Genomic DNA, 26,465 nt, shown 5'->3' with positions numbered 1-26,465 from the left:
CATGCAGAAACTTTCCAACAGAACCGCCGGTTTTACGGATTCCGTCATCCGCCGCATGACCCGCGTATCCCTGGAATTCGGAGCCATCAATCTTTCGCAGGGCTTTCCGGACTTCGATCCGCCCAGGCCCATCCTCGACCGTCTGGCCGAGGTGGCCGCCCAGGGCCCGCATCAGTATTCGGTGACGTGGGGCGCGCAGAACTTCCGCGAAGCGCTCGCGGCCAAGCAGTCCCGCTTCATGGGGCGCCCCATTGATCCCGACACCGAGATCGTCGTCACCTGCGGAAGCACCGAAGCCATGATGGCCGCCATGCTGACCGTGACCAATCCCGGCGACAAGGTCGTGGTTTTTTCGCCCTTTTATGAGAACTACGGCGCGGACGCCGTGCTTTCCGGCGCGGAGCCCATCTACGTGCCGCTGGAGCCCCCGACCTTCCGCTTTGATCCCGAAAAGCTCGAAGACGCCTTCCGGCAGAAGCCCAAGGCCATCATTCTGTGCAATCCCTCCAACCCGTGCGGCAAGGTGTTCACCCGCGAGGAGCTGGAGATCATAGCCGCCCTTGCGCGCAAATACGACGTCTACGTCATCACCGACGAGGTGTATGAACATATCGTCTATGCGCCGCACCGGCACGTGTACATGGCGTCTCTGCCAGGCATGGCCGAGCGCACCATTTCGTGCAGTTCGCTGTCCAAGACCTATTCGATTACGGGATGGCGTCTCGGATACATCATTGCCTCGCCCGAAATCGTGGATCATGCCAGAAAGGTGCATGATTTTCTCACCGTCGGCGCGGCGTCGCCGCTGCAGGAGGCGGCCGTGACCGGACTGCGCTTCGGGGACGACTACTATCGTGAGCTCACGGCGCTGTACACGGAGAAGAAAAATCTGTTCATGCAGGGCCTGGATGATCTGAAGATTCCGCACACCGATCCTGAAGGGGCGTACTATGTGCTCTTGGACATCTCGGAGTTCGGCTTTGAGAGCGACGTCGTCTTCTGCGAAAAGCTTGCCGAACATGTGGGCGTGGGCGCCGTGCCGGGATCGAGCTTTTTCAAGGAACCGGAAAACCGGTACATCCGCCTGCACTTTGCCAAGAGGAAGGATACGCTTGAGGCGGCTCTGGAACGCCTGGGCGACATGCGTAAAAAGATGTCGGGCCTGAAAGGCTGACGCGCCTGAGACGGACGGTTCTTCGTCCTTTTCGGCAGAAGACGCGCTCCTCCCTGATTTTCGGGGGGAGCGCGTCAACGTTTTTTGAAGGGAAGTGCTTTTTCGTCCGGCAAGGAGCGCGGTGACGGTCGTGCGACTTCGGAACGAGGGCAGGAAAGCAGGCGTCCCTGCGTCTGGGCCGTCCGCCAGGATGCGACCCGTGCACCGCCGCCTTCGGAAAAGCCCGGCCTCAGGCGCTGGCCGTCCGCCGTGAGGGCCACCGGAGTCGAAAAGCGGAGCGGCATGACGAAGGGCGAAAGCGCGGAAGGCTTTCGCTGGCAGCATGTCCCCCGCCGCGTTCCTGAAGAGTTGGATGCGCTCATGTGGATGCGTTTTCCGCGCTGCCGCCCGAGGTGTGGTCCCTTTGCCTGAGATGCCCGGTGTCCGGATCTGCGGCATGAAAAAAGCCCTTCTGCCGGGGCGGAAGGGCTGTATTCAGGTAATCGGGTCTATTTCCCGAGATAGCCGCCGTCCACGGGAATGACGGCTCCGGTGATGTAGTCGGCGGCGCTGCTGGCGAGGAACACGGCAAGTCCGCCCAGATCCTGTCCGGTGCCCCAGCGCTTCATGGGAATGCGGCTGGTGATTTCCTTGTACTGCGCGGGATTCTTTTCCTGCATGTCGGCGGTCAGCTTGGTGACCATGTAGCCGGGAGCGATGGCGTTGACGTTGACGCCGCGGCTGGCCCATTCGTTGGACAGAGCCTTGGTCAGCTGGGCGACGGCGCCCTTGCTGGAAGCGTAGGCCGGAACCATTTCGCTGCCGAAGAAGGACGTCATGGACGCCATGTTGATGATGCGCCCGTAGCCCTGCGCCAGCATGTCGCGTCCGGCGAGCTGGGAGAGCGCGAACACGGCGTTGAGATTGATGTCCAGAATCAGCTTCCACCTCGACAGCGGAAACTCTTCGGCCTTGGCCCGGTACTGGATGCCCGCGCCGTTGAACAGCACGTCGATGCGGCCGCCGCAGCATTCCTTCATGGCTTCGTAGTCGGCGGGAAGCTGATCCAGCTTGCTCAGATCGCAGCTGACGTAGGTGATCTTGCGGTCCTTTTCAAGGCCCTTGGCGGCTTCGGCGAGGTTCGGCGCGATGTCCACGAGGCAGACGTTGGCTCCGGCTTCGTAGTAGGCGGCTGCTATGTCGTGGCAGAGGCCGTTGGCCCCGCCGGTGACGACCACATGTTTTCCTTTCAGGTTCAGTTCCATGACGATGCTCCTTGTGGGATGGTATGGTTGTGGTTCAGATGTCGCCTTTGAGGCTCCATTCCTGAATCTGTTCGCTGTCGTGCCCGAACAGCATGACGGCGTCGTAGTGTTTCTGCATGTCTCTCAGGCGCTGAAGGTTGGCGAGAAAGTCCTCGGTGCCCTTGTTGATGGGGCCGCCGGGAGGCGTGGAGGTTTCCCAGGTTTCCTTCGTGTACACGGCGTCGCTGGTGGCGATGACGTTGCCGAGAGTGCGGGTTTTGACGATGAGTCCCGTCACGCCGGGCGTGTGCGCCTTCTGAATGAAGAGCGTGAGATCGGGAGCGAGCTCGGTTGTTTCGCGGATGGGCCTGTACACCACGCCCTCCACGTCGAACAGGCTCTTGATGTACGCGCTGTGTTCCTCACCCGTGAACACGCTGAAACAGGCGCTTTGCAGCTCGGTTTCGGCCACGATGACGTTTTTGATGGCTTTCGTGCCCTGGAAGTAGCGCAGGCCTCCCACGTGGTCGAAGTGCAGATGGGAGAGGATGATCATGTCGATGTCGGAACATTTCAGTCCGTGAAGACTCAGAGCCTGCTCGATGGAAACGAAGCTGCCGACGGGATAGACGCTGTTGATGGCTTCGCCGTATTCCCACCGGCTGTAGGGACTGTTGCCGGTGTCGTAGAGAATGTTGCCGAGCCTGGGATGCCGGATCAGCAGGGCGCTGACCGGGGAGCGGTACATTCTGCTCTCGTCGCATCCGGCCACGATGCGGAAATACTGGCAGTCGAGGTGCCCGAGAGGGAGCACGTTCAGGGTGGGTTCGTTCATGCTGTTCTCCTTGGATGGTGAAGCATGTCCGGCGCAAAGACCGGAAGTGGGGACTTAAAAAAAGGCCCGATTCAACTCGATGGAAGGAAGGAGCTGAAAGCGGGCCTGCGGTTCGACGCAACGGCGCGTCCGTGGCATGGACGGCCAGTCGAACCCCCTAAGGGAAAACGGTTGAAGGTTGGCTTACGCGGGAATGTCTATCTGCCGGAAGCGTTCCTGCGCATTGCGCAGGGCGTGAACGATGCTGCTTGTGATGGCGAGGTGGATGTGCGTCTGAATTTTTTCCAGAAGCGGCTCCAGCGGATCATCGAAGCAGTAGCCGAACAGCAGATCGTTGATGTAGTCGGACGTGAGCGAGCTTATGGTGTTGAAATGGCACTGCACGATGCAGTGGGATTTCTTATTAATAAGAAGCTGGCAGGATAATATGCTGTATGCGAAATTGGCAGCCGTCTCCTTTGGGGGTTGAGCATATCCACCAATCAGTATGCACGATTCCGAAGTATGACTCATAGAGAGTGCTCCTTGCATGGTTTTGGCATGTGGTGCTTTTTGCCGATAGAAGCTGGATGCAAGGATAAGCTTTCGGACAGAGATATGCAACAGTTGGTTTTTATATCGTACGCGAATCACTGAAAAGTCAGCGACTGTTATCCTGTTGGAGATAAAAGGTAAGGGGTGAAACGCAGAAGGGATTGATCAGTGGACAAGGCCTTTTTTCAGCAGCTCTTCCGTGAAGTAGGTCATGATGATCTTGGCGCCGGCGCGGCGTATGCCGAGAAGAGATTCCAGAATGACGGCCTCTTCGTCAATCCAGCCGTTCTGGGCGGCGGCGCGGATCATGGCGTATTCGCCGCTGACCTGATAGGCCGCCACGGGCACGTCGAAGCGTTCGGAAACTCTGGTTATCATGTCCAGATAGGGGCCGGCGGGCTTGACCATGATGATGTCCGCGCCTTCGCGGATGTCGGCGGCGGCTTCGCGCAGGCCGTCGGTGACGAGGGCGGGATCCATCTGATAGGATCGGCGGTCGCCGAAGTGCGGGGAGGATTCGGCGGCGTCGCGGAAGGGGCCGTAGTAGGCGGAGGCGTACTTGACCGCGTAGGACATGATGGGAAGATCGACGAAGCCCGCCTTGTCCAGCGTTTCGCGGATGGCGAGAATGCGTCCGTCCATCATGTCGGAGGGGGCGATCATGTCCGAGCCTGCCTGCGCGTGGCTCAGGGCCGTGCGGGCGATGAGCTCGCGCGTGGGATCGTTGAGCACGTGGCCGGTTCTGTCGCCTTCGGCCAGAAGCCCGCAGTGGCCGTGCGAGGTGTATTCGCAGAGGCACACGTCGGTGACGACCTGAAGGTCGGGCCAGTGCTTTTTCAGGCGGCGCACGGCGCGCTGAATGATGCCGTTTTCCGCATAGGCTTCGCTGCCCTTTTCGTCCTTTGAGGCCGGAATGCCGAAGAGCATGAGCGATCTGAGACCGGCGTCCACGGCTTCTCCCACCTGCCGTTCGAGCTGATCTATCGACATCTGATACATGCCGGGCAGGGAGGCAATGGGCTTGCGGAAGTCTTTGTCGTCGCTGTCCACCACGATGTAGCCCATCATGAGGTCAGCGGCGCGGAGGGTGACCTCTTCCATCATTTCACGAATGACGGTGTTGCGGCGCAGGCGGCGTCCCCGAAAAAAGTTCTGCATGTGATGTACTCCGTAAGTTTATGCCGTTGCCAGCCCTATGCGGCGGCGAAGTTCGTTGTTCTGCATGGCTATTTCGTTCTTATCCTGGCTTTTCAGGTCCTTGACGGCATAGTCAAGGCCCAGCTGCTCATATTTCGGCGCGCCGAAGGAGTGGAACGGAAGCAGTTCGTAGTCGTCGAGACCGGTGTTTTTGAGAAAGTCGGCTATGGCATTGAGCTCTTCTCTGTCGTCATTGATGCCGGGAATAACCGGTGTGCGGACAATAAGTTCGACATTGGGAAAGGCCTTTTTCAGATGAAGCAGGTTTTCCTTGATGACGGCATTGTCGACTCCGGTGTACTTTTTGTGCTTTTCGGGAGAGAAGAACTTCATGTCTGCGTAAATGAGACTGCACTGTGCCGCCACGAGAGCCACCTTTTCCCAGGATGCGAACAGGGTGGTTTCTATGGCGGTATGGATGCCGTATCGGCGGAACCTGGCCAGAAGTTCGGCAACGAATTCGGCCTGCATGAGCGGTTCGCCGCCGCTCACGGTGACGCCGCCGTCGCTTCTCCAGGCAAGGGGCTGATTGCGTATGCGGGAGTACAGTTCGTCGACGGTGACGGCCTCTCCGTACACGTGCATGGCCTTGGCGTAACAGTGTTTGACGCAGCTCATGCAGAGAGAGCATTTTGAAGGATCGCGTTCAATGCGTCCGTCTTCAGCCCGGGACAGCGCTCCGTGTGGACATACTTTCAGGCATACGCCGCAGCCTATGCATTTTTTTGCCCGCCAGCCGATTTGGGGAAGGGGACTTTGTGATTCTGGATTGGAGCACCATATGCAGTGGAGCGGACAGCCTTTCATGAATACGGTATCCCGTACTCCAGGACCGTCATGTACGGAGAACTTCTGAATATTGAATATGCGTCCTTTATTGCCGGTGTATTCCATGACTGTTCCTTTTTTTGACTTACTGCAGTTTCATAAAGAGAATGCAGATGAGAGGGACAACGCCTGCTGACAGAATCACCATACTTACGGCAAAGTGTGATATCAGCACCTTGTACGAGGTTCTGGTAGGAGACCAGTCGTTGAGAAATATGAGCGAAGAGGCTGCGGAGGCCGCAGGAGTCGTGGTGGAGAATCCGTAGGCAAAACAGAGTATGATGACCAGAAGTGCAGGGTCGCATCCGGCGGCAAGAGCGAACTGGACGATGAGTGGAGTTACGACAGCCGCCAGCACGAGGTTGTGCATGAGCTGAGTGAGCAGCGTCATGACGACGAAGGTGATGATGATGAATTCGAAGGAAGACAGGTGGCTGAGAACGGGCATGCAGTACTGGACGATGATGTTGGTGATGCCGACGTCGGGGTTGGACATGGCGCTCGATACGGGCATGCAGCCGGTGTACATGATGATGACTTCCCAGCCGATTTTGCCATTGTTGGCGATATCCGAAAAGTCGAGAATGGGCTTTTTGCCGATGCGGAACAGCGTCAGCAGGCCGAACACGACCACGAGGCAGCCGGTCATGCCGAATTTACGCAGAATGGAAGTAATCAGCCATTCCTGCGGCATGATGCTCGGAAGCGCCATGATGGAGATAAAGAATATGATGGAGAGGAAAGCGATTTTTTCCTGGAGCGTCAGCTTCTGATTGCGGTAGGAGGAAAATTTTTCTTCCGTAATTTCATAGAGAAGATCCACATTCACCTTGAATACGAATCTCATCATGAGAATATATATGATCAGAACGACAAGCGTGATGGGAATATTGATGGCCGCATATTCAAAGAAATTTATGGAATATTCGCCGTGGGTGACGGATTCCAGAATGCCGAGGGACAGCAGAGAATGCGACTTTATGGGAAGAGCCGTAAAGCCCATCTGCGCGGCAACACCTATGCCCAGCACCATGAAGGCGGGAAAGGTATCACCTTTCTTGTAGCCTACGTCTTTGCATACGGTGTACAGAATGGTCCAGGGAATGAGCATGGCCGGATAGCTGTAGGTGAGCATGGCCATGACATAAGAGGAAAGAAGAAAGAGTGTAATGAGCGTCCATGGACGGCCGACAATGATTTTACGGCTGAGGAACCAGTAGGCGATCCGTTCGCATATGCCCGCCTTCTCGAGATAGATGACAAGCACGAGCATCAGGAAGACGAATACCGTGATATTATTGCCGAAACCGCCGGCAATAATCTTGTTCATGCTTTCCAGCCCCGTCAGATTCAGGGCAATGATGGAAAGAAAACTCGGCCAGATGAACCCTATGCTGATCCATGCGTACAAAAGGCCTATGAAAATGCCGAGAACATGCATTCCGATAGGTTCCAGAGGCGGGAAAGGCGGCAGGTAACCAAATCCGAACATGAAGAAGATGCAGATGGCGGATTTGACTATGTACTTCCAGTCATAAGTGTTGGCGGCTGTTGTCATGGCGTTTCTCTGTTGTCTTTTTACTTGTGGACTCTCCTGTCGCAGGGCAGGAGAGTCCGTGACAGATTACATCATTTCATGTTCCGTACGAGCGATGATTTCACCCTGCATGCTGGGGCTCAGTTCTACGAAGTAGGCACTGTAGCCTGCCACACGCACGATGAGGTTCTTGTAGTCTTCGGGATGTTCTCTGGCCTTCAGCAGCACTTCCTTGTTGTAAATGCCTATCTGGACATGCCAGAGCTTGAGGTCCACGAAGTTGCGGATAAGATTCATGAGGTCGGTCGTTCCCTTTTCTCCGCTGACGACCTGAGGATTGAGCTTGAGGTTGAGCAGACGGGCACAGCTGTTGGGATAGACCCTGCTTGTGCTGTTGGCAATGGACATCATGGTGCACAGCGGACCGTTGATATCGGCTCCCTGCGTGGGAGAAATGCCTTCGGACAGGAAGGTATGCGCGTGGCGTCCGTTAGGCGTGGCCCAGGTTTTGTTGCCGAGGCCCACATGAGAGGTCACGGGCACGTACTTGACGTACTTTTCTCCGAATACGGACGTGTAGTGATGAACCAGCGTCATGATCATGGCGTCGAGGTTGCGGGCAACAGTATCGGCATAGGGGTCGTTGTTGCCGTACTTGGGCGCATTGAGCACCAGCTGCCGCAGAGGTTCCTGCCCCTCAAAGTCGTTGTTTACGGCAGAGAGCAGTTCGTCGAGGGAGAGAATGTGGTCGTCGTACACCAGCTTTTTGATGGCACAGAGTGATTCTGCACAAGTTCCGAAGCCGTTGAAGTTGACGTTGCCGGTATCGTGGTGATTCCCGCCGGGAATGAGGCACTGATGGATGTCAGTGAGATTCTTCATGCAGACGTCGCTCTGGGAAGACATGAAGGGAGCTGCCAGACACTGCTTGTTGGTCAGTTCCAGAGCTGACATGCGCTTCATGAAGTGACGAACATAAAAGTCGATGCATTCCCGCAGGTTGGAAACGATATCCTCGTAGCTTTTGATGTCCTTTCTGGCGACGGAGGGCGTCATGAGCTTTTCGTACTTGGGACCGAAGTGAGCCTTGCCGTCGTTGAGGGCCATTTCCAGAGCGGCAGCGAGGTTGATGTTGCCGCCCAGTGACAGGTACGTGTCTATGTTGGGCATGCGGATTTCGGTGCAGCCGGCGGCGGAGTAGTCGCGGGCCTGATCGATGCTCGCACCGTTCACGAGAAGCTGGGTGATGATGGCTTCGTCGTTGAAGAACTTGGGGAAGCCGCAGCCTTCCTTGACGAGTTCGGCGGCGGCGTGCAGCAGTTCGTGCGGCGTGCCGGAGTGAACGCGCAGGGAGACTTCCGGATAGTGGAGGGGAAATTCCTTCTTGGAGCGGATGATGAGATAGGTCATCTCATTGGTGGCGTCTCTGCCGTACTTGTCCACGCCGCCGATGGTGCAGTTTTCAAAGTGGGCGTAGCCTTCCCAGTAGTTGCCGGCGTTGGTGGCGCTGAAGGGAACCACCTGGGCAATCTTCAGCCACATGGCTTCCAGCAGTTCAAGGGCGAAGTCTTCGGTGAGGTTGCCTTCCTTGAGATCCTTCACGTAGATGGGGTTCATGTACTGATCGAAGCGGTGCAGGGCCACGCCGCCGCTGATCTGCTGTTCCACGCGGTAGGCCACCTGAGCGAACCAGTGGGCCTGCATGGCTTCCCAGAAGTTGCGGGCAGGGTAGGCGGGCACATGTTCGCAGTTGGAGGCAATGGTTTCCAGTTCCTTTTTGCGCACGGGATCCTTTTCTTCGGCGGCCAGTTCGCGCGCCTTTTCGGCGTAGCGGCGGGCGTAGATGAGCATGCCTTCGTAGCATTCGATCACGGCCTGGAGGAAGGGAATCTTGTCGTAGTGGTTGTGGACGAGATCGTTCTGCAGTTCGGCGAGACGCTGTTCGGCTTCGGCCTTGAGCGCCAGCACGCCCTTGTAGATGATCTTGTCGAACACGCCGCTCCAGTTCAGGGTGGAGTTGATGTTCGAGTTGTCCTGCATGAGGCCGGTGGCGCCGTAGTCGTCGTCGCCGTAGATGATGTCGCGGGTTTCCTTGGGCAGCAGGGTCAGATAGTGTTCATGGGCGGTTTTGCCCTTCCAGTAGGGAACCACCTTTTCCATGAACACTTCCATGTCTTCGGTGCGCACGGCGTAGGCGTCCTTCTTCTGGGTGGCGGGCATGCCCTTGGGGAACCAGCCGCAGCGAAGTTCGGGATACAGAGGGGAAATTCTGCCGGGGCCGCCGACCGTGCCGACCAGAAGTTCGCCTTCCTGAATGACGACGCCGATGTGCTCCATGACGTAGCGTATGGCCTTGCCCCAGCGCAGAACCAGCGGATACTGTTCGGTCTGCTTCATGGATTCCGTGAACAGCACGGCGCGTTCGATATCCAGCTTGGGACGTCCGCTTCTGATGATTTCCAGGGCCTTGTTCGTGCGGGCGCGGGGGCTGGACTGACCTCTGCCGTCGGCGAGTCGCTGTTCCTGGCCGGTCATGCAACAAGTGGTGTCACAAATACTCATGGCAATCTCCTTAAAAAACAAAAAGCCCGGACGCACATATCTGACATATGTGTTCCAGGCTGCTTTGTTTTGCCTTGCGGAGTCTTTTTGGTGAAAGTCCGAGCAAAACACCCAGTAAATTGTTGCCGCCATCGACTGTCGATCAGGATGCGGCAAGAGCGTTGTCTGAACGACGGCGCTGCAAGCAGGACTGCCGCCTTCAAGACAAAAAAGCCAGCACACCACATTCTTCATGTGATGAACTGGCAATGTCGGCCCCAGGCCGGTACACTCTATGAGGAGTGCCCACTGAAAGGCCACCAACTTCTGAAAGGCACCTTAGCTGTTTTCAGAAGGCTTGTCAATATTTTCCCAAAAAAAATTAAACCTCATGCCTGAAAATGGAGAGTGGAGAGGATGAAAGGGCTTTTTCAGGGAGAAAGAGGGGAAAAACGACGAAAGAATGGCAAAAATAATAAAAAATACAAGGTATTGTTGAAAGAGAAGAGAATGAATCAAATTGTGATAAAAAGAACAGTATGAGGCGACAGCTTCTGATTCTTGTAGAGGTGCGTGACGTGCGCGTGCATTCAGAAACCGGTGCTGTTTTTTCCGTGCAGCGGTTGCATTCGCTGCGCGCCCTGTTTCGGATCGTCTGAGCTTGTCTTTGCCGCGCGTCTGTCGCATGAGTCGGGCAGGCGGCGAGTCTTCGTCGGGGAGCTGAAACACGGCCGTTTCGCGGGAAGTTCTTCCGTTCGATGGCCTGATTCATCCTTAATTTGTCTTTCATGCATTTTCTTCACAGGGAAGCTCTTTCACCAGTCAATGGAGATTGCTGCGTTCCCGAGAGCTGCGTCTTGTTTTCCGGGTGAAAGGGCGATCCGCAGCGGAAAGAAAGAACCGTCCGCATGCGGACGGTTCTTCCGGCAGAGGTAATTAAGAAAGGCTGATGTTCAGAAGCTTTTCGGCGTTCTTATAGAAGAATTTTTCCTTGTGCTCCTGAGAGAGGCGGAAACGTTCGATATCGTGAACGGCCTGCTTCAGATGATAGCAGGGCCAGGCGGAACCGTAGAGAATGCGTTCGCCGTCGAGCCACTGCATGGCCTCGCCGAACATCTGATTGCCGGGAGCCGTGGGGTTCAGCATGTAGATGTCGGGCAGCAGCCACACGTTCCTGTTGGTGATGGCCACCTGGAAGATCATGGGAATCCACGGATAGCAGCCGTGGGCGACGACGATTTGAAGATGAGGAAAGTCGTTGGCCACGTGCTGCACGGTGCAGGGATCGGAATACTCCAGCGTGCCCTGGAAGAAGCTCAGGGTCAGAACCATGGGAATGCCCGCTTTTTCGCAGCGGGCGTACAGAGGATAGAGCACGTTGGCGTCGGCCTTTCTGGGCGGCATGGCGTAGGCGGGCTCCATGGCGATGCCCTTGATGCCGCCTTCGATGCAGCGTTCCAGCTCGTCGAGCGTGGCGGAAACGCCGCGGGTAATGTCGAGGCTGCCGAAGGGAATGATCTTGTCGGGGAACTCGCGCGCCATGTCGAGCACGTCGTCATTGGGAACGGAGGCGGCGTCGTTGGGCACCTGCCTGCCTATGACCACGCCCCTGGATATGCCGGCGTCTTCCATTTCCTTCCAGAACAGATCGAGATCTTTTTTCCGAGCGGCCTCGCTCGGCATGCCGTGATGCTTCTGAGGGATTTTTTCATTGCAGGCGGGATTGAAGATGCCGAGATTCTTGAATCCCTTGTACGGCGGACGAAGACGAAAGTCGAAAATCATGGCGATTCCTCCATAAGGCAGAGCAACGGTTAATCAACCAGCGGCACTTGAGGAATCCCATATTGAAGAAGCCTTGAAGCTTCAGCCGATGGGAGTTCAATCCTGAGAGCAGAGGGGCGCTCACGGCAGGAGACAAAAGTCCGAAAAGAACAGTTCATTTAATATTGGTTGCCCGTTTTTTGTCAACCGACGAACGCATGTTAATACCGCTCGTGCGGCGATATGCACTTTTCACAAACAAAAAAACTCGCAGGCATGAAAAGATTCGGCATCGCTGACTGTGCAAGTTTTGCGATTGTTGTTCTGTTCTTGATATCGCCTTGTTTTTACGAAAACTTTTTAGCAAGGCTCAAACAGTGAAAGGCTTTTGTTGCCATGTTGCGCGTTGCTGCCGGCAGGTGGAACAACGCAAGGCATGGTGTTTTCTTTGGTACTGTAGTGCTTCTACACTCCATTACGTGAGGGCGTGTCTGCGGAGCATGTGTGCGCTGCGGATTTGCGCCCTTCGACGCCCGGGTGTATGACGACAGAGCTCAGGCATGACGACAAGAGGATGCGTCGTGTGCGACGAATGTTGTCATCGTTCCGCTGCTCGTACACCGTGGTTGAGTGGCTGGCGTGCGCGGGAACAGTACGCTTTTCTGCTCGGCGGAGGGGGCAACAGCGGAGGTGTGCGAGCGAAAGACGCAGAGGCCCGTCAGGTCAGAGAGGCTGCCTTCTGCCGACGCATTAAACGAAAACGGGAGAGGATATTGCTATTCTCTCCCGTGTCATTCAGGTTCAGACCCGATGCGGACTAAGTCCGCGTCGAATTAGAACAGGTACTGGAAGGTAAGAGCGGTGCTCCAGCCGTCCTTGTCGGTCTCGTTGCCCGCAGCCCACTCGGCATGGTCGCCCTTGCTGTAGTCGGTGATCATGTAGGCGAGTTCGAGGCAGGCGGTCAGGTTCTTGTAGATCTGGTAGGTGCTGGCCAGGTTGAATTCAACAACGTTGTCGTTGTCGGTCATGTACTTGTAGGGGTTCTCTTCGAGGGACCACTGGTTCTTGTCGTTGGTGCCCTGGAACCAGGTGACGGTGAACTTGTGGGTCAGATCCTGCAGGAAGCTGACGTCTTCGATACCGGCCTGGAGGCCCCAGGTGCCGGAGATGTTGTGACGAACGGTGGTGTCGAACAGGCCGAATTCACCAGCGGAGTAACCGATGGTGGGATGGAAACGACCGGCCCAGGCAGGAATCCAGCCCTGGCCCTTGTAGTCGGCGTCGCTGTCGTCACCGGAGCCGTACCAGCCGCCGAAGATCGGGGTGCCGTAGGCGGTCTTGTAGGAAGCCTTGGCCTGCACATACCAGCCGCTGCGGTCCTGATAGTTGGTGCCGTTGCTGGCAGCGTCATAACTAACCATGCCGTAAGCGCCGGAGACCTTCAGCACGAAGGGATCGAAGTAGCTCATCACGAAGTTGGTGCCGGCCCAGAAGGCATTGCCGTCAGCAAGAATCTTGGTGCCGTCGGGAGTGCTCAGCTCGTTGCCAGCGCCGTAGCCAGGCCAAGTGATTGTACCATCTTCATCCATGGAAGCGGAATCGTTCCACACGCCGTCGGAAGCGTCGAGAGAAGCGTACATCACATAAGGAGTGAAGGAGAAGCCGTCGAACTTGAAGGCGGCCGTAGCGGCGAAGAAGTCGGACTTGTTGGACTGGTCGGTGTCGTAGGTGTTGATGCTGTCGTAGGCACCGCGCAGCCAGAAGGCGGTAAGGTCGAGCCAGTCGGTCACAGGAGCGGTCACGACGATACCGTCGCGGCCCTGCCAGCCGGGATGCATGATGGCGTTCTTGCCGAAGGCGTCTTCAGGCAGACCAACGAGCTGACGGCCCATGCGAACCTTCACGACAGTCTGGGGGATCACCCAGTCAATGTAAGCCTGACGCATGCCGACCTTGGTGCTGTTGCCGGAAGTATCGGAGCCCCAGTCGTAGGTGGTGGTGCTGTCAACGCCGGTGCCGACCTGAACCTGGAAGTAGCCGGACAGGTTTTCATTGGCGGTAAGGGTCATGCCGAGACGCAGACGCTGACCAGCCTGATCGAAGTTCTGGCCGGTGCCGACGCGTTCGCCGGTAACGAAGTTGAACAGATACTGGCCGTCCATCTTAAGATCAACAGCGGAAGCAGGGGCAGACGCGGCAAAAACGAGGCCGGCAGCCAGAAGAAGCGTAGTAAGCTTTTTCATTGTAGTCATTCCTTTGAAAAAAGTGGTTTGTAACACCGATATGGAAAATCCCTCTTTTTCCATGAGCGGAGCTTAGAATTAACTCGTTATTTAAGCAATAAAAAAATGTTAACAAAGTAATAATTTTACGATAAATAAAAATAAATATTATTTTATTTCAGTATGTTGAGTCGGTATAAAAATTTGAAACACCTTAGAATTTCGGTCGTGAGGGCTCAAAAAGAAGATTATTATAACTATGAGAAATATCACGAGTTATTTTTTTAGGGGCAAAACGGCAAAACAGCGGGAGCAAAGGGATTCGGGCTTTGCAGTTGCCTTTCAGAGGGGAAAGATGGCGTCTTTTTGCCTTTGAAGCGGGAAAAAGGCCCTGTGTGTTTAAATTTTTGTTCTGAGGGTGTAGGCACGTTTTGCGCCAGATTGCCGCGCTCCGACCGACTTGCGGCAGGGTGGGCGGAACGCCGGGACTCTTCCTTTGGTCGCAACTTTTCCTTTGCCGTATTTTGCGGTAGCACATGCAGGACGTTATTCATTATTAAGGAAGGTGTTATGAGCAAGGAATATGATCCGCGCATGCACACGGCCGAGCACGCGCTGAGCGGCGTGCTTATCCGCCGTTACGGCTGCCCTCGTTGTTTTTCCACCCACATCAATGCGAACAAATCCAAGGTGGATTTTCATTTTCCGCACGACCTGTCGCCCGAGGACGCAAGCAGCATTGCCGACGAGGTGAACAGAGAACTTGCCCGCGATCTGCCCGTGACAGCCCGGAACATGGCCCGCGAGGAAGCGGCAAAGATGTTCAACCTGTCGCGTCTGCCCGAAAGCGCAGGTGACACGCTGCGCATTGTGTACATCGGCGATCCCGATTCGCCGGAAGGCGCGCTGGATGCCTGTCCCTGCATCGGGGAGCATGTGGCTCACACCGCGGAATGCGGGAAGTTTGTGTGGGTGTCGCATGAGTGGAAGCCCGACGACGGCGGCGTGCTGCGCATCCGTTTCAAGCTGGAACGCTAGCGGTACCTGCGGCAATCATGACGTGCATCTGCTCCGTCCAACCGCCCGCATGGTCTTTTTCGGCAGAAAAATCTGAGTCGCTTTGAGCGAGTGGAAAACGCTGGGACACTTCAAACGCTGCGTCGTTCGGCGCAGGCGCTGATCGTCCTCGGTCGGGCTTCGGTACAAGAGCGGAACGCCGGGAAGCTCTGTGTTGGGAGAGACGCAGAGGTTTTTTTTCGCAACCATTGGCGTCAGCACGGCTGACGAAGCTTTTGAAAAGTCGTGTTCGGAACACCCGGGCACGACTTTTTTATTGTTGCAGGCGGCAACGCCTGAGGGAGCATTCGAAGACGCGGATTCGGGAACTTCACGGCGCGGCAGGCGAAATGCCGACCTGGGAAAGAGCAGGGGATGCGGCGCTCATGCAGGACGGCAACATTCTCAGCGCTACCTGCGACAATTGCTCCTGCCCCGACGTTTTGTGACTCAGTGTTGCGTGCCCTTATTGATCATTCTGAAATATAAGATTTTTATATTTTGGGCGTGGTCGTCCTAATCATGGACAATAAGAAAAAAGTTTTTTCAAAAAGAATAGGAAAAAAAGAAAAATTAAGTTGACATTGAAATTCATTTTCACTAATGTCGATTTCAACGAGAGACGCCGGAAAAGGACGCCCCGCCAAAGCCGCCGTGCACAGACTGCGTGTCGGCGGGCGCGGAAGGGGAGCGACGGTCGAAAAAAAAGTCGTCGGGTCCGTGTCTTTGCAAGAAGCGCGGAAAGTCGACCGCAGACCGGAGCAATGACGGAAGAGTTCCGTCTGTCTGGAAAAGGGCGCTCCCTGGTTCTTTGAAAATTTCAGAGAGTTCGCAACGACAGGTTCAGGACAAGGTTTTGACCTCCCCCCCCCCGGCCGTCTGACGATGGCTTGACCCGGCAAGCGCCGGAGTCGTCAGGCGGCAAAATTTCCGCAGGTTCGCCTGCTCAATATTGGAATACGACCGGGTCGTGTTCCGTGCTGAGGGTAACCCTCAGTCTCCTGGTGCGGCGAGGGCCGTTCCCCGCGGTGGGGAACGGCCCGAGGAGCCCACGCATGTTTGCCATAACAGCATGAGGCGATCCGAGCGCTTCATGCCTCCATAAAGAACGTCGAGAACTCCGAGGCGACGTTCCGTGCCGGACCACGCGGGTGTTCCGGCAAAATTTCTGCCGTGCGGCAGGAGTACGAACGTTTCTGTTCGTCAACACATTCGCCATACTTTTCGGGAAAAACAGGTGCCCCGAAAAGTTCTCCTCCGCATTGCCGGCATGCACGCCATGACATGTCGGCAAAATTTGCTCTGGGGCCGCAAGGCTCCAGTCTCCTCCCCCCCCCAGGCCGGACGTTCGGCTCACAGCGAAGGTCCGGCAAAATTTCTGTCCTGCATCCATCCCGCGCGTGCGGGGTGCGTACTCCTGGTCGAGCACGGCGGAGAGGGGCGGTATGCTCTCCGCCGTGCAAAAAAACGCGAACTCATCTTCCCTCCGGGACAGGGATCGCCGGTTTCCGACACGGGGTCGGGAACCGGCCACTGCCCTAGAGTCTCTGTTTCGGAGGTTTTTCTGGAGAAAGCCATGAAGATTCTCATTGTGTATGGTTCCACGACGGGCAATACCGCGGGTATTGCCGAAGCTCTCGCCGAACGCATCGGAAACGCCGGTCACGACGTCACGCTGCTGAACGCTGCCGACGCGTCGGCCGAAGGACTGTGCAACGGCTACGACGCCGCACTGTTCGGCTGCTCGGCCTGGGGCACGGACGAGGTGGAAATGCAGGACGACTTCAACACTCTGTTCGAGAATTTCGACGCCATCGGCGCAAGCGGCAAGAAGGCGGCCTGTTTTGCCAGCGGCGACAGCAGTTTTGAGCATTTCTGCGGCGCGGTGGACGTGATTGAAAACCGGCTTTCCGGCCTGGGCGCCGTGATTATGGAAGAGGGCCTCAAGGTGGACGGCGACTATTCCGGCAACAAGGATGACGTGGACGCCTGGTGCGACCGCATCATTGAGGATCTGTAAAGACAAGAGTCTGTGTTGATCGGGTCATCCGGGCGCGCCGACGCCCGGATGACCCGCCTGAACATGAGGATTCAGGCTGCGGCGAGTACCGTCCGAAAAGTTTCAAGACCTGAAATGCCGAAGCGTATTTTCCGCGTTGCCGAAGCCGCGGGGAAAAGCCCGGAGGAAATGTTCAAGAGAAAAAGCAGCGGCGAGAGAGTATCCGGAAAAAGAACCGACTTGTGACCGAGTCGGTTCTTTTTTTCGTGGAAGTGCTGAGAAAATCCGCCGGAGGAGCCGGGACGAAGCGTTTGCCGACCCGGTGAGACAGCCGCAGCGTTTTGTGGAGGATGAAATAGTTGCCGTTTTTTAGGAGGCGCGGGCCGCGCACGTCCGGCGTCATGACGCGCGGAGCTGCGCCTTGCACCAGGCCTGCGCGTCGTCGCAACATGGCGGGCATGGCATTGTCCGGACTGCGCCGCATTTTTGCCTGTGGGAAGGCGGGCGGCACGGGAGAAAACGGCGCAGGGCGAGATTCTCGCGCCGCATCGTTTCGGACACGCGTCTTTTGGCAGACGGGGCGGAATCCGGCGGGAAATCTGCCCCGCGGGGGATCATTGATGCAGCGGCGTTCGGAACGGGGCGTGCCCCGTTCCGGATCAGACTTTCTGATGCAGCACCGGAATCAGCCTTTTTTCCACGGCCTTTTTCATGAGCGCGGCGTCGAGCGGCATGGCGGCGAACAGTTCCAGCGCGAGAATGGCCTGATGAATGAGCATGCCGAGGCCGTTCATGGTCTGATGTCCGCGTTTTTCCGCTTCCTTCAGAAGTTCGGTCTTGAGCGGCCGGTAGATGACATCGCACACCGGCGCGGAGGCGGGCAGGGCGTCGAGAAAACGGAAGTCGGCAAACTGCGAGGGAACGCCCTTCATGCCGAGCGGCGTGCAGTTGATGAACAGATCCGCTTCGGTCAGCGTCCGTTCAAAGTCCGGGCTGCCGAGGGCGACCACATGCACGCGGGCCGAGGAGCGGGCGAGTTCTTCGGCCTTGGCCGGGGTGCGGCAGCACACGGCAATGGACTTGGCTTCCGCCGCGGCAAGCTTGAGCACCACGGAGCGGGCAGCCCCTCCGGCGCCGTACACGGCAATCTTTTTTCCTTCCGGCCGGATGCCTTCATTGAGCAGGGAGCTGAGGAATCCCGCGCCGTCGGTGTTGTGACCGTGAAAAAGTCCGTCGCGGATAACCACGGTGTTCACGGAGTGGTACATGCGCGCGTCGTCGGAGAGCGTGTTCATGAGAGGCACGAGATCTGTCTTGTGCGGCATGGTGGCGTTGAAGCCCGCAAGGTTCATGCCGGGAGCGCCGGGCAGCCAGGCCGCCACGGTTCCGGCGGGAACGAGGATGCGGCCGTAGGTGCAGTAGAGGCCGAGTTCGTCCAGCATGGCCTGCTGAATGAGCGGGGAGAGGCTGTGTTCGATGGGATCGCCGATGACGGCCAGTTTCTTTCCGTTCAGAATGCTGCTCATGGAAGACTCCGGGGCTCAGACGTGGGAATTGCTGCGGCGGTAATGCCGCAGTACCTGGAGAATACGGCGCTTCAGGGTGCGCGGGCTGCCGTGATTGGGAACGGTCACGTCGGCGTGACGTCGGTACAGGGCAAGTCGGGCGGCATAGAGGCGGAAGAGCTTGTCTCTGTCGTCCTGCACAAGCGGGCGATCCTTCAGCGTGGTGGAGCGGAGAATGCGGGAAGGATGGCGGTCGATGAAGACGACAAGGCCGTTTTTGGAAAGTTCCTTCATGTTTTCTTCGCGCAGAATCATGCCTCCGCCCGTGGATATGACGGCCCCCTGCACGGCGGCGGCTTCCCGGGCACAGGCGGATTCGATGTCCCGGAAGCCCGACTCGCCGTCTGCGGCAAAGATGTCCGGAATGGAGCGGCCCGTCTTTTTTTCGATCATGACGTCGGTGTCGAGAAGCGGCAGGCGCAGTCTTTTTGCGAGCTTTCTGCCGAAGGTGCTCTTGCCGCAGCCGGAAAGTCCTATGAGCACGAGATTTTTCATGCGAGCACTCCCGGCAGTTCGGTGAGGGCCAGCGCGCAGGCGGCCTCGATGACGGGCACGGCGCGCGAAAGAATGCAGGGATCGTGCCTGCCGGTGATGATGAGCTTTGCGGCCTCGCTGGTGTTCATGTTGACGGTCTCCTGCTCTTTGCCGATGGAGGGCGTGGGCTTGACGACCACGGTGAACACGACGGGCATGCCGTTGGAAATGCCGCCGTTGATGCCGCCGTTGTTGTTGGTGCGGGTGCGGAAGGGAGTGCCCGGCGTGAGAGAGTCGTTGGCCTCGCTTCCGCGCATGGAAGCGAAGTCGAAGCCCGCGCCGAAGGCCAGGCCCTTGACCGCGGGCACGGCAAACATGTGCCGTGCGATGAGGGTTTCGATGTTTTCATCGAAGTCCGGGCTGCCGAGTCCGGCGGGAACGTTGAGCGCAAAGCACTGGATGAGTCCGCCCACGGAATCGCCGTCGCCTCGGGCGTCGAGAATGGCCTGCTGCATGGCTTCGCCGCGCGCGTCGTCGATGACGGGCAGGGGCTTGCGGGCCGCGGCCCGCAGAGCCTCGGCATCGGGAGTGGCGAGATCGAGGGGGGCGTCATCGATGCCCGCAATGCTTTTGACGCGCGCGAGCACTTCCACGCCCCGGGCGCGCAGGGCCAGCTTGGCCACGGCTCCGGCAAAGACCAGCGGAGCCGTGAGGCGGCCGGAAAAGTGACCGCCGCCGCGGTAGTCCTCAAAACCGCGGTAGCGCAGATGAGCGGTGAAGTCCGCGTGGCCGGGACGGGCGAGCCAGCGGGTGGCGGCGTAGTCGCGGGAGCGGGTGTCGGTGTTTTCTATCACGCCGCAAAGGGGCGTGCCGCAGGCCTTGCCCTCGAACACGCCGCTCAGGATGCGCACTTCGTCCTTTTCATTCCTTGCCGTGGCAAGCGGCGATTTGCCGGGCGCGCGGCGCGCCATTTCGGCGCGGATGAAGTCCTCGTCGATGTCGAGTCCCGAGGGGACGCCCTGAAGCACGACGCCGATGGCCGGGCCGTGGGATTCGCCGAACAGGCTGTAACGCATTATTGTAGTCCTTTTTTCAGCCCCATACGGGCCGACTGGAGAGCCACCTTGCGGGCTTCTTCGTGAATTTTCTTTTTTTCCTCGCCTTCCTTCCACCACCAGCGGGCCTTGTGCAGAATGAGGTCCACATCGCCCGCGGCGGCCAGCGAAAGCAGATTGCGGTACTGGCGCGTCATGGCCTGACTGTGGGGATTGGCCTCGAAAAGCCAGGTGAACAGCGCGCCGTCTTCCATGAGCTGCTTTTCCGAGGAGTTCATGCGCCGCAGGAAGGAGGGCGTTATGTACGGCAGGAGCGCGGGGTCTTCCGCCGTCATGGCGAAATACACCGCGCTCGTGATGAAGTTCATGCCCTGAATCTTGGCTTCCGCGATGTCGTGTTCTTCGGCCGTGGCGCGGAAGGTCACGCAGCCGAAGCCCTGAAACAGGCTCTCCACAAAACATGTGTCCTCTTCCGAGGCCCGCCTGCCGGGCACGATGGTCACGCGCAGTTCCAAGTCCTGCGCGGGCACGGGCCCGAAGAGCGGATGCGTGCCCACCACCGGCCCGTCCCACAGACTTTCCATGTGCTGCATGGGCAGTTCCTTTACCGAGGTGATGTCGGCAAGGATGGCGCTTTTCTCCATGAAGGGGCGAAGCAGGGCGACGGTGTCGGCTATGGCCGTGGCCGGTATGCACAAAAGCACCAGGCGCGCACCCCGACAGGCCTCCTGCACGGCCTGCTCCTCAAAGGGCAGATCGAGACCTGCGGGGGCAAGTTCCGGATTGCGGCCGAATCGCTCCATGAGCATGGAGCCCATGCGGCCGCGGCACCCTACAATGACGATGCGTTCGCTCATGCAAGGGCGCTCCACACGTTCCAGAATTCGGGGAAGGACTTGCACACCACGGCGGGATCGTCCACCACGACGCGCTGCCCCCGGCCGAGGCCGAGCAGCGACGCGGACATGGCGATGCGGTGATCGTTGTAGGCGTGAAATACCGTGCCTTCGGGAATGGAAGGCGTATCCGGCGCAAGGCCGCGCACGACAAGATAATCCGCTCCTTCCTCCACGGACGCGCCGATGCGGGAAAGTTCCGCGGCGCAGGCGGAAATGCGGTCGCATTCCTTGAGGCGGAGGTGGGCGATGTTTTCCATGCGCGTTTCGCCTTCGGCATAGGCCGCCGTCATGGCCACGGTGGGCACGAGATCGGGGCAGGCGCCCATGTCCACGGTGATGCCGTGCATCTTCGAGGGACTCACGAGAATGCCGTCGCCGCGCACGTCGATGGACGCGCCCATGTCCCGCAGAATGCTCAGGATGGCGCGGTCGCCCTGCAAGGAGTCGGGGCGAAGCCCCGTCACGAGCACGGGCTCGCGGCCCACGGCTCCGGCGGCAAGAAGGTACGAGGCTCCGGACCAGTCGCCTTCCACGCGGTATTCGCCGCTTTTGTAGCTGCCGGGATGCACGGTGATGCGAAGCTCTCCGGGCCGCGCTTCCTGAACGCTTTTCCACGGCACGCGCTTCCATGCGCCGCCCGCCAGCGTTTCCACCTCAAAGGCGATGCCGAAGTCTTCCAGCACCTGCAGCGTGAGTCCCACGTAGGGCCAGGAGACCACCTTTTTGCCCGTGAGAGAAATGCGCAGCGGCGAGGGGCAGAAGGGCGCGGCCAGAAGCAGGCCGGAAAGAAACTGACTCGATTCGTCCACGCTCATGTCCACGTCGCCGCCGGCAAGGCCGTCCGTGGAAAGCACGAGGGGCGGATAGCCTTCCTTTTCCTCAAAGGTCACGCGAGCGCCGAGCGCCTGAAGGGCCTTGGCGAGCGCGCCGATGGGGCGTTCGTGCATTCTCGGAACGCCGTGAATGCGGAACGAGCCGCGACCGGCGGCCAGCACGGCGGTGAGCAGGCGGCAGGTGGTGCCCGATTCGCCCACGTTGCAGTCGGCGGGCTCGTCAATTCCGCCGACCGGGCCTTTCTCCATGCCCTGCACGCGCCAGTTTCCGTCGCCGAGATCCTCCATGACGGCCCCTGCGGTGTGGAGAATGTCGCGCGTGCGCTCAAGATCGGCGCTGGAGAGCGCGTGGCGCACCAGCGACGAGCCGTGTGCGAGCGCGGCCGCAATGAGCGTGCGGTGGGAGACGGATTTGGATGCGGGGGCCTGAAGCGTTATCATGAATCAGAATCCTGTGGTGTTGGCGGTTGAATCGAGACGCGGTCCTTCGGGATAGCAGCCGAGCACGCGCAGAGACGTGCAGCAGGCGGCAAGATCGCGGATGAGATCGGCGCGGCGGGAGGCGGTGAGATCGCATTCCACGTCGGCAAAGAAAATGTAGTCCCAGCACCGGCCCTTCAGCGGACGGGATTCGAGCTTGGTCATGTTCACCTTGTGCGCGGAGAACACGTTGAGCACGTCGCAGAGCGTGCCGGCCTTGTTCTTCACCGTGAAGAGCAGCGACGACTTGAAGTTGTCGGCGTCGGTTTCGTGCGGGCTTCCGGCAGGGACTTCACCCGCGCGGATGAGCACGAAGCGCGTCCAGTTGGCGGCGTCGTCCTGAATGTTGTCGGCAAGGGAGCCCATGCCCAGCTTTTCGGCCATGCTGCGGTGACCTATGGACGCGGCTCCCGCTTCCTGCGAGGCCTTCCATGCGGCGGCGGCCGTGGAGTCCACGGAAACGAGCCTTGCTCCGGGCAGATGGGCGCGCAGCCAGGTGGCGCACTGGCCGAGCGGCTGCGCGTGCGAGTACACGGTTTTCACGTTGTCGAGCGACGTTTCCCGGCTGAGCAGGCTGTTGGCGATGCGGGAATAGAATTCGGCCTGAATGTTCACCTCGTACTGAGAGAACAGGTCGAAGCTCTGGGTGATGGTGCCGTGAATGGAATTTTCCAGCGGAATGACGCCCGCGTCGAACTGGCCGAGGCTCACGCCGCGGAAAATTTCATGGAAGTCGCGGCAGGGCACGAAGGTCATGGATTCGCCGAGAAAGTCCATGGCCGCGAAGTAGGAGAACGTGCCTTCCGGGCCGAGATAGGCCACGGCGCACGGTTTTTGCAGAGAACGGGAAGCGGAGAGCACGGCGCGCCAGATGGAAAGGATGTGCTCCGTCTTCAGCGGACCGGGGTTGCGTTTGGCGAGCCCTTCCAGAAGCCTGGCCTCCCTGGCCGGATCGAACACCTTGCCCGACACCTGTCTCTTGGCCTGTCCGACGGCCACGCTCAGGCCTGCCCGCCGGTTCAGAAGCTCAAGAAGCTGGGAGTCCACGTCGTCAATCTGCCTGCGCAGGTCTGCGAGGCCCGGAATCTGGAAAGGCTCTGCCATACTCTATTTCTCCTGAATGTCTTCCTTGATGCGCATGCCGAAGTGACGTCCGGCCTCGTCGGTGCGACAGAGCACCTTGTCGCCGGGCTTGAGCGTCACCACGCTCACGGGGGTTCCGTCGGGAGCGGTCAGCCGTATGGTTTCGGCGTTCTGAAGGAACACGGCGCCCGTCTTGTCCCCGACCTTCGCCTCCACGAGCAGCATGGGACGCACTTCAATCTTCACTCTTCCGGCGGTGGCGATGCTGGTGGCTCCCGTGTAGTCCACGACGAGCATCTGCGTTCCGGCGGTCACTTCCGAAAGGTAGGTCGTGGCGTCGCCGGGCAGACGAACGTAGGCGTGAACCGCGCCCGCGTTCACGCGGAAGGGGCGGGATGCCACGTATTCGTTGTGTTCCGTTTCGGCGTGAACCAGGAAGGTGAAGGCGCTGGAATTGCCTACCAGCATGCCCTGACCGCGGTGCAGCATGGACATGGTGTCGATGCACACGCGGTGTCCGAGTCCGGCGGGCTCCACGCGGACGATTTCGGCTTCCTCCAGGTCTTCGTGTTCCCGGCTGATCTTGCAGCGCGACACGATTTCCTTGAGGTCGCCGATGGCTTCGGGCAACACCACGATGCCCTGCACGCCGCGCTGAAGAATGCCGGACGCAAGCACGGCTTCCTCCAGCGTTCCGGCTTCGGCCGTCACGTTGTCGCACTGGGCGAGCAGGTTTTCCACGGGAATGATCTCCCATCCCCGGGCGAGAACCACCTGCTTCCCCGAACGGAGCGAGTCGCGGATCTGTTCTTCGTCGGCCTTGGAGGTCATGGCGCAGGAGGGCATGTCCTCTTCCGCAATGACGGGAGTGCGGGAGAGCACGGACACGGATTCCACCTTGTCGGCGGGAACGATGACCCCGTCCACGCCGGATTCCAGCGCGAGAGTCACGTCGTTCTTGCTGAAGGGCACGCTTTTGAAATAGATGTTCATGGACGATCCTTCAAAAGGGTTAGTCTTCGCCCACGATGGCCATGGCGTCGTCCACGGAGGCGTTCGAGTGAACGAGGGCGTTCATGGCGCGCATGAGATCCACGCGGCGGGGATGTTCAAACACGTTGCGGCCGATGGAAACGCCCGCGCCGCCGGCCTGCAGGGAATCGTACACCATCTGCAGGAGCTTGCGCGTGGAGTCGATGCGTTCGCCGCCGGCAATGACCACGGGCGCGCAGCAGCATTCGGTGACGCGCTGGAAGGTTTCGGGGCTGCCGGTGTAGGAGACCTTCACGATGTCGGCGCCGAGTTCCGCGCCAACGCGGGCGCAGTGGGCCACCACGTCGGTGGCGAAGCTGTCGCGGATGAGACCGCCGCGGCCGTAGAGCATCATGAGCAGCGGCACGCCCCAGCGGTTGCAGTGATCGGCAATGACGCCCGCGGTGTTGAGCATTTCGCGTTCGTTGGGATCGCCGAGGTTGATGTGGACGGACACGGCGTCCGCGCCGAGGCGGATGGCTTCTTCCACGGTGCCGGTGAGCACCTTGGTGTTGCCGTTGGGGGAGAGCTCCGTGGAGGCGGTGATGTGCATGATGAGGCCGAGGTCGGCGTTGGCGTCGGCGCAGCCGGAGGCGCGGATGAGACCCTTGTGCATGAGCACGGCGTTGGCGCCGCCTTCATTCATGTCGTCCACGGCCTTGCGGATGTCCACCAGACCGTCGGGCGCGCCGATGGTCATGCCGTGATCCATGGGCACGATGATGGTGCGTTTGGTGTCGGGGTTGAAGATGCGGGTCAGTCTTTTCTTGGTGCCGAGTTCCATGGGGCGTTCCTTCTTTTTGAACGTTGTGGGCTGCGTGGCGGCTGTAGCATACAAAAAGGGCCGCCGGCTTGTTTCGCCTGCGGCCCGAAGTTTGCAAACTGAGGATGTCAGCAACTCTTCCGACCACAGGGCCCGGTAAAATAAAAGTAAAAACCAAAGGTAAAGCCGTTGGTTTCAAACTGGGCGGTGGCGGAATACAGAGTATGCATGACAAACAACCATTGAAAGTTTAAGAATTTACTAATCCCAGAGAAAGAAATCTGTCAACAGGAAAATGGCGGGAGACGAAAACTTTTTCGTCTTATTTTTCGCCCATCATTTCCAGGGCCTCTTCCACGGTGGCGTTGCCGTGAACCATGGCTCGCAGGGCCTTGAGCAGTTCCACGCGGCGCGGATGCTCGAACACGTTGCGGCCCACGGAAAGACCGGAACCGCCCGCCTGCAGCGATCCGTACACCATTTCCAGCAGCTTGCGCGTGGAATCGAGCTTGGGGCCGCCTGCAATGAGCACGGGCACGCCGCAGTCTTCCACCACGTCGGCGAAGGTTTCGGGATCGCCGGTGTAGGGCACCTTCACGATGTCCGCGCCGAGTTCCGCGCCCACGCGGGCGCAGTGGGCGATGTTGCGCGGATCATAGCTGTCCACGTCGTGACCGCGCGCGTACACCATCATGAGCAGCGGCATGCCCCACAGGCTGCATTCCTTGGCGATTCTGCCGGCGTCGGCCATCATGAGGCTTTCGTCGTCGTCGCCGAGGTTGATGTGAATGGACACCGCGTCCGCGCCGAGGCGCACGGCCTCTTCCACGTCGCCCACGAGCATCTTCTTGTTGGGGCGGCGCGAAAGGCTGGTGGACGCCGAAATGTGCATGATGAAGCCGAGGCGCATGTGGGATTCGTAGTCGGCCTTGTGAATGAGACCTTTGTGCAGAAGCACGGCGTCGGCCATGCCTTCGTCCATGTCGTGAATGGCCTTGGCCATGTCGCGCAGACCGCGGGGCGCGCCGTCGGACATGCCGTGATCCATGGGAACGATGATGGCGCGGCCGGTTTTGGGATTGATGATGCGATTGAATCTTCTGAGAGAGCCGACTTCCATGAGAGGTACCTCTTTGCAGGCATTCCGGCGGTTACGAAAAAAGCCGCCGGCTTTTGATTATGCCTGCGGCTTTATATTCCTGTGTGACGGAAGAGATCAGCACAGCTCGCCGCTTGGCCGGAAATAATACGCATAGCACCAGCAACCGAAGCTGCTGGCGTAGGTAAAATAGCCGAAGCGGAACGCGCTGAACATGATGTGCCAACCTTTTTTCTCTCATAGCTCCGGTCTGGAATCGCTGTCAAGCGGGG

The 26,465-nt window shown here is 58.7% G+C and carries 23 protein-coding genes; 3 read left to right on the top strand and 20 right to left on the bottom strand.

All coding sequences use genetic code 11. The annotated features are described in order from the left end of the window. Position 1 precedes the first annotated feature (1 nt). Positions 2 to 1,174, top strand: a complete 1,173-nt coding sequence (locus ABGT79_RS04220) for a pyridoxal phosphate-dependent aminotransferase (RefSeq protein ID WP_346665152.1) — start codon at positions 2 to 4, stop codon at positions 1,172 to 1,174. 488 nt (positions 1,175 to 1,662) lie between these two features. Here ABGT79_RS04220 and ABGT79_RS04215 read toward each other — a convergent pair whose 3' ends face one another. The 10 genes from ABGT79_RS04215 to ABGT79_RS04170 all read right to left on the bottom strand — a co-directional run bounded on the left by ABGT79_RS04215 (position 1,663) and on the right by ABGT79_RS04170 (position 13,876). Beyond that, positions 1,663 to 2,418, bottom strand: a complete 756-nt coding sequence (locus ABGT79_RS04215) for an SDR family oxidoreductase (RefSeq protein WP_346665151.1) — start codon at positions 2,416 to 2,418, stop codon at positions 1,663 to 1,665. Positions 2,419 to 2,452: 34 nt separating this feature from the next. Then, positions 2,453 to 3,232, bottom strand: a complete 780-nt coding sequence (locus ABGT79_RS04210; protein WP_346665150.1) for an N-acyl homoserine lactonase family protein — start codon at positions 3,230 to 3,232, stop codon at positions 2,453 to 2,455. Between the two features lie 183 nt (positions 3,233 to 3,415). Continuing rightward, positions 3,416 to 3,745, bottom strand: coding sequence for a DUF3870 domain-containing protein (locus tag ABGT79_RS04205; RefSeq protein WP_346665149.1), 330 nt, complete (start codon positions 3,743 to 3,745; stop codon positions 3,416 to 3,418). A 186-nt stretch (positions 3,746 to 3,931) separates the two neighbouring features. After that, complete coding sequence (gene hemB / locus ABGT79_RS04200) at positions 3,932 to 4,924, bottom strand: porphobilinogen synthase (RefSeq protein ID WP_346665148.1); 993 nt, start codon at positions 4,922 to 4,924, stop codon at positions 3,932 to 3,934. 18 nt (positions 4,925 to 4,942) lie between these two features. Next, a complete protein-coding gene (locus ABGT79_RS04195; protein WP_346665147.1) occupies positions 4,943 to 5,857 on the bottom strand; it encodes a glycyl-radical enzyme activating protein in 915 nt (304 codons plus the stop codon). A 19-nt stretch (positions 5,858 to 5,876) separates the two neighbouring features. Next, the gene (locus tag ABGT79_RS04190) at positions 5,877 to 7,349 is read right to left on the bottom strand and encodes an SLC13 family permease (protein WP_346665146.1); all 1,473 of its coding nucleotides are present in this window, start codon (positions 7,347 to 7,349) and stop codon (positions 5,877 to 5,879) included. Positions 7,350 to 7,415: 66 nt separating this feature from the next. After that, positions 7,416 to 9,890, bottom strand: coding sequence for a pyruvate formate lyase family protein (locus ABGT79_RS04185; RefSeq protein ID WP_346665145.1), 2,475 nt, complete (start codon positions 9,888 to 9,890; stop codon positions 7,416 to 7,418). 318 nt (positions 9,891 to 10,208) lie between these two features. Next, entirely contained in the window at positions 10,209 to 10,598 is a 390-nt protein-coding gene (locus ABGT79_RS04180) for a hypothetical protein (protein WP_346665144.1), read from the bottom strand. Positions 10,599 to 10,805: 207 nt separating this feature from the next. Further along, complete coding sequence (locus ABGT79_RS04175; RefSeq protein WP_346665143.1) at positions 10,806 to 11,654, bottom strand: amidohydrolase family protein; 849 nt, start codon at positions 11,652 to 11,654, stop codon at positions 10,806 to 10,808. Between the two features lie 812 nt (positions 11,655 to 12,466). Then, positions 12,467 to 13,876, bottom strand: a complete 1,410-nt coding sequence (locus ABGT79_RS04170; protein WP_346665142.1) for an outer membrane homotrimeric porin — start codon at positions 13,874 to 13,876, stop codon at positions 12,467 to 12,469. 549 nt (positions 13,877 to 14,425) lie between these two features. On the opposite strand from ABGT79_RS04170, the gene ABGT79_RS04165 reads away from it, so the two are divergent. Further along, positions 14,426 to 14,893, top strand: a complete 468-nt coding sequence (locus tag ABGT79_RS04165; protein WP_346665141.1) for a hypothetical protein — start codon at positions 14,426 to 14,428, stop codon at positions 14,891 to 14,893. Between the two features lie 1,594 nt (positions 14,894 to 16,487). Then, positions 16,488 to 16,931 (top strand): flavodoxin, encoded by a 444-nt coding sequence (locus tag ABGT79_RS04160; protein WP_346665140.1) that lies wholly within the window; start codon positions 16,488 to 16,490, stop codon positions 16,929 to 16,931. Positions 16,932 to 17,103: 172 nt separating this feature from the next. Here ABGT79_RS04160 and ABGT79_RS04155 read toward each other — a convergent pair whose 3' ends face one another. The 10 genes from ABGT79_RS04155 to ABGT79_RS04110 form a co-directional block, all read right to left on the bottom strand. After that, entirely contained in the window at positions 17,104 to 17,370 is a 267-nt protein-coding gene (locus ABGT79_RS04155) for a hypothetical protein (RefSeq protein ID WP_346665139.1), read from the bottom strand. Between the two features lie 199 nt (positions 17,371 to 17,569). Further along, a complete protein-coding gene (gene aroE, locus ABGT79_RS04150; RefSeq protein WP_346665138.1) occupies positions 17,570 to 18,436 on the bottom strand; it encodes a shikimate dehydrogenase in 867 nt (288 codons plus the stop codon). Between the two features lie 15 nt (positions 18,437 to 18,451). Continuing rightward, on the bottom strand, positions 18,452 to 18,970 hold the full coding sequence (locus ABGT79_RS04145) for a shikimate kinase (protein WP_346665137.1): 519 nt from the start codon (positions 18,968 to 18,970) through the stop codon (positions 18,452 to 18,454). Continuing rightward, positions 18,967 to 20,025: a chorismate synthase gene (aroC, locus tag ABGT79_RS04140; protein ID WP_346665136.1), complete on the bottom strand. Its 1,059-nt coding sequence runs from the start codon at positions 20,023 to 20,025 to the stop codon at positions 18,967 to 18,969. Before aroC ends, ABGT79_RS04145 begins: the two co-directional genes overlap by 4 nt. After that, the gene (locus tag ABGT79_RS04135) at positions 20,025 to 20,861 is read right to left on the bottom strand and encodes a prephenate dehydrogenase/arogenate dehydrogenase family protein (protein WP_346665135.1); all 837 of its coding nucleotides are present in this window, start codon (positions 20,859 to 20,861) and stop codon (positions 20,025 to 20,027) included. The genes aroC and ABGT79_RS04135 overlap by 1 nt, the downstream gene beginning before the upstream one ends. After that, a complete protein-coding gene (aroA, locus tag ABGT79_RS04130) occupies positions 20,858 to 22,177 on the bottom strand; it encodes a 3-phosphoshikimate 1-carboxyvinyltransferase (protein WP_346665134.1) in 1,320 nt (439 codons plus the stop codon). Before aroA ends, ABGT79_RS04135 begins: the two co-directional genes overlap by 4 nt. A 3-nt stretch (positions 22,178 to 22,180) precedes the next feature. After that, entirely contained in the window at positions 22,181 to 23,320 is a 1,140-nt protein-coding gene (gene pheA, locus ABGT79_RS04125) for a prephenate dehydratase (protein WP_346665133.1), read from the bottom strand. Positions 23,321 to 23,323: 3 nt separating this feature from the next. After that, positions 23,324 to 24,292, bottom strand: coding sequence for a 3-dehydroquinate synthase II family protein (locus tag ABGT79_RS04120; RefSeq protein WP_346665132.1), 969 nt, complete (start codon positions 24,290 to 24,292; stop codon positions 23,324 to 23,326). Positions 24,293 to 24,311: 19 nt separating this feature from the next. Next, a complete protein-coding gene (locus ABGT79_RS04115; protein ID WP_294485435.1) occupies positions 24,312 to 25,115 on the bottom strand; it encodes a 2-amino-3,7-dideoxy-D-threo-hept-6-ulosonate synthase in 804 nt (267 codons plus the stop codon). Between the two features lie 301 nt (positions 25,116 to 25,416). Continuing rightward, entirely contained in the window at positions 25,417 to 26,214 is a 798-nt protein-coding gene (locus ABGT79_RS04110) for a 2-amino-3,7-dideoxy-D-threo-hept-6-ulosonate synthase (protein WP_346665131.1), read from the bottom strand. Between the last annotated feature and the right edge of the window lie 251 nt (positions 26,215 to 26,465).

This window comes from uncultured Mailhella sp., from assembly GCF_963931295.1.
Classification (GTDB): domain Bacteria; phylum Desulfobacterota; class Desulfovibrionia; order Desulfovibrionales; family Desulfovibrionaceae; genus Mailhella.
Note: the sequence above shows the minus strand (reverse complement) of the source record. Positions and strands in the feature narration are given on the sequence as shown.

Excerpts from the sequence above, each read along its gene's own strand:
- ABGT79_RS04195 (WP_346665147.1), bottom strand. The coding sequence starts at position 5,857 with ATGGAATACACCGGCAATAAAGGACGCATATTCAATATTCAGAAGTTC.
- ABGT79_RS04155 (WP_346665139.1), bottom strand. The coding sequence starts at position 17,370 with ATGCCCGCCATGTTGCGACGACGCGCAGGCCTGGTGCAAGGCGCAGCT.
- ABGT79_RS04145 (WP_346665137.1), bottom strand. The coding sequence starts at position 18,970 with ATGAAAAATCTCGTGCTCATAGGACTTTCCGGCTGCGGCAAGAGCACC.
- ABGT79_RS04205 (WP_346665149.1), bottom strand. The coding sequence starts at position 3,745 with ATGAGTCATACTTCGGAATCGTGCATACTGATTGGTGGATATGCTCAA.
- ABGT79_RS04210 (WP_346665150.1), bottom strand. The coding sequence starts at position 3,232 with ATGAACGAACCCACCCTGAACGTGCTCCCTCTCGGGCACCTCGACTGC.
- ABGT79_RS04165 (WP_346665141.1), top strand. The coding sequence starts at position 14,426 with ATGAGCAAGGAATATGATCCGCGCATGCACACGGCCGAGCACGCGCTG.
- hemB (WP_346665148.1), bottom strand. The coding sequence starts at position 4,924 with ATGCAGAACTTTTTTCGGGGACGCCGCCTGCGCCGCAACACCGTCATT.
- ABGT79_RS04175 (WP_346665143.1), bottom strand. The coding sequence starts at position 11,654 with ATGATTTTCGACTTTCGTCTTCGTCCGCCGTACAAGGGATTCAAGAAT.
- ABGT79_RS04170 (WP_346665142.1), bottom strand. The coding sequence starts at position 13,876 with ATGAAAAAGCTTACTACGCTTCTTCTGGCTGCCGGCCTCGTTTTTGCC.
- ABGT79_RS04160 (WP_346665140.1), top strand. The coding sequence starts at position 16,488 with ATGAAGATTCTCATTGTGTATGGTTCCACGACGGGCAATACCGCGGGT.
- aroC (WP_346665136.1), bottom strand. The coding sequence starts at position 20,025 with ATGCGTTACAGCCTGTTCGGCGAATCCCACGGCCCGGCCATCGGCGTC.
- ABGT79_RS04115 (WP_294485435.1), bottom strand. The coding sequence starts at position 25,115 with ATGGAACTCGGCACCAAGAAAAGACTGACCCGCATCTTCAACCCCGAC.
- aroA (WP_346665134.1), bottom strand. The coding sequence starts at position 22,177 with ATGATAACGCTTCAGGCCCCCGCATCCAAATCCGTCTCCCACCGCACG.
- ABGT79_RS04110 (WP_346665131.1), bottom strand. The coding sequence starts at position 26,214 with ATGGAAGTCGGCTCTCTCAGAAGATTCAATCGCATCATCAATCCCAAA.
- ABGT79_RS04120 (WP_346665132.1), bottom strand. The coding sequence starts at position 24,292 with ATGAACATCTATTTCAAAAGCGTGCCCTTCAGCAAGAACGACGTGACT.
- aroE (WP_346665138.1), bottom strand. The coding sequence starts at position 18,436 with ATGAGCAGCATTCTGAACGGAAAGAAACTGGCCGTCATCGGCGATCCC.
- pheA (WP_346665133.1), bottom strand. The coding sequence starts at position 23,320 with ATGGCAGAGCCTTTCCAGATTCCGGGCCTCGCAGACCTGCGCAGGCAG.
- ABGT79_RS04185 (WP_346665145.1), bottom strand. The coding sequence starts at position 9,890 with ATGAGTATTTGTGACACCACTTGTTGCATGACCGGCCAGGAACAGCGA.
- ABGT79_RS04215 (WP_346665151.1), bottom strand. The coding sequence starts at position 2,418 with ATGGAACTGAACCTGAAAGGAAAACATGTGGTCGTCACCGGCGGGGCC.
- ABGT79_RS04135 (WP_346665135.1), bottom strand. The coding sequence starts at position 20,861 with ATGAGCGAACGCATCGTCATTGTAGGGTGCCGCGGCCGCATGGGCTCC.
- ABGT79_RS04190 (WP_346665146.1), bottom strand. The coding sequence starts at position 7,349 with ATGACAACAGCCGCCAACACTTATGACTGGAAGTACATAGTCAAATCC.
- ABGT79_RS04220 (WP_346665152.1), top strand. The coding sequence starts at position 2 with ATGCAGAAACTTTCCAACAGAACCGCCGGTTTTACGGATTCCGTCATC.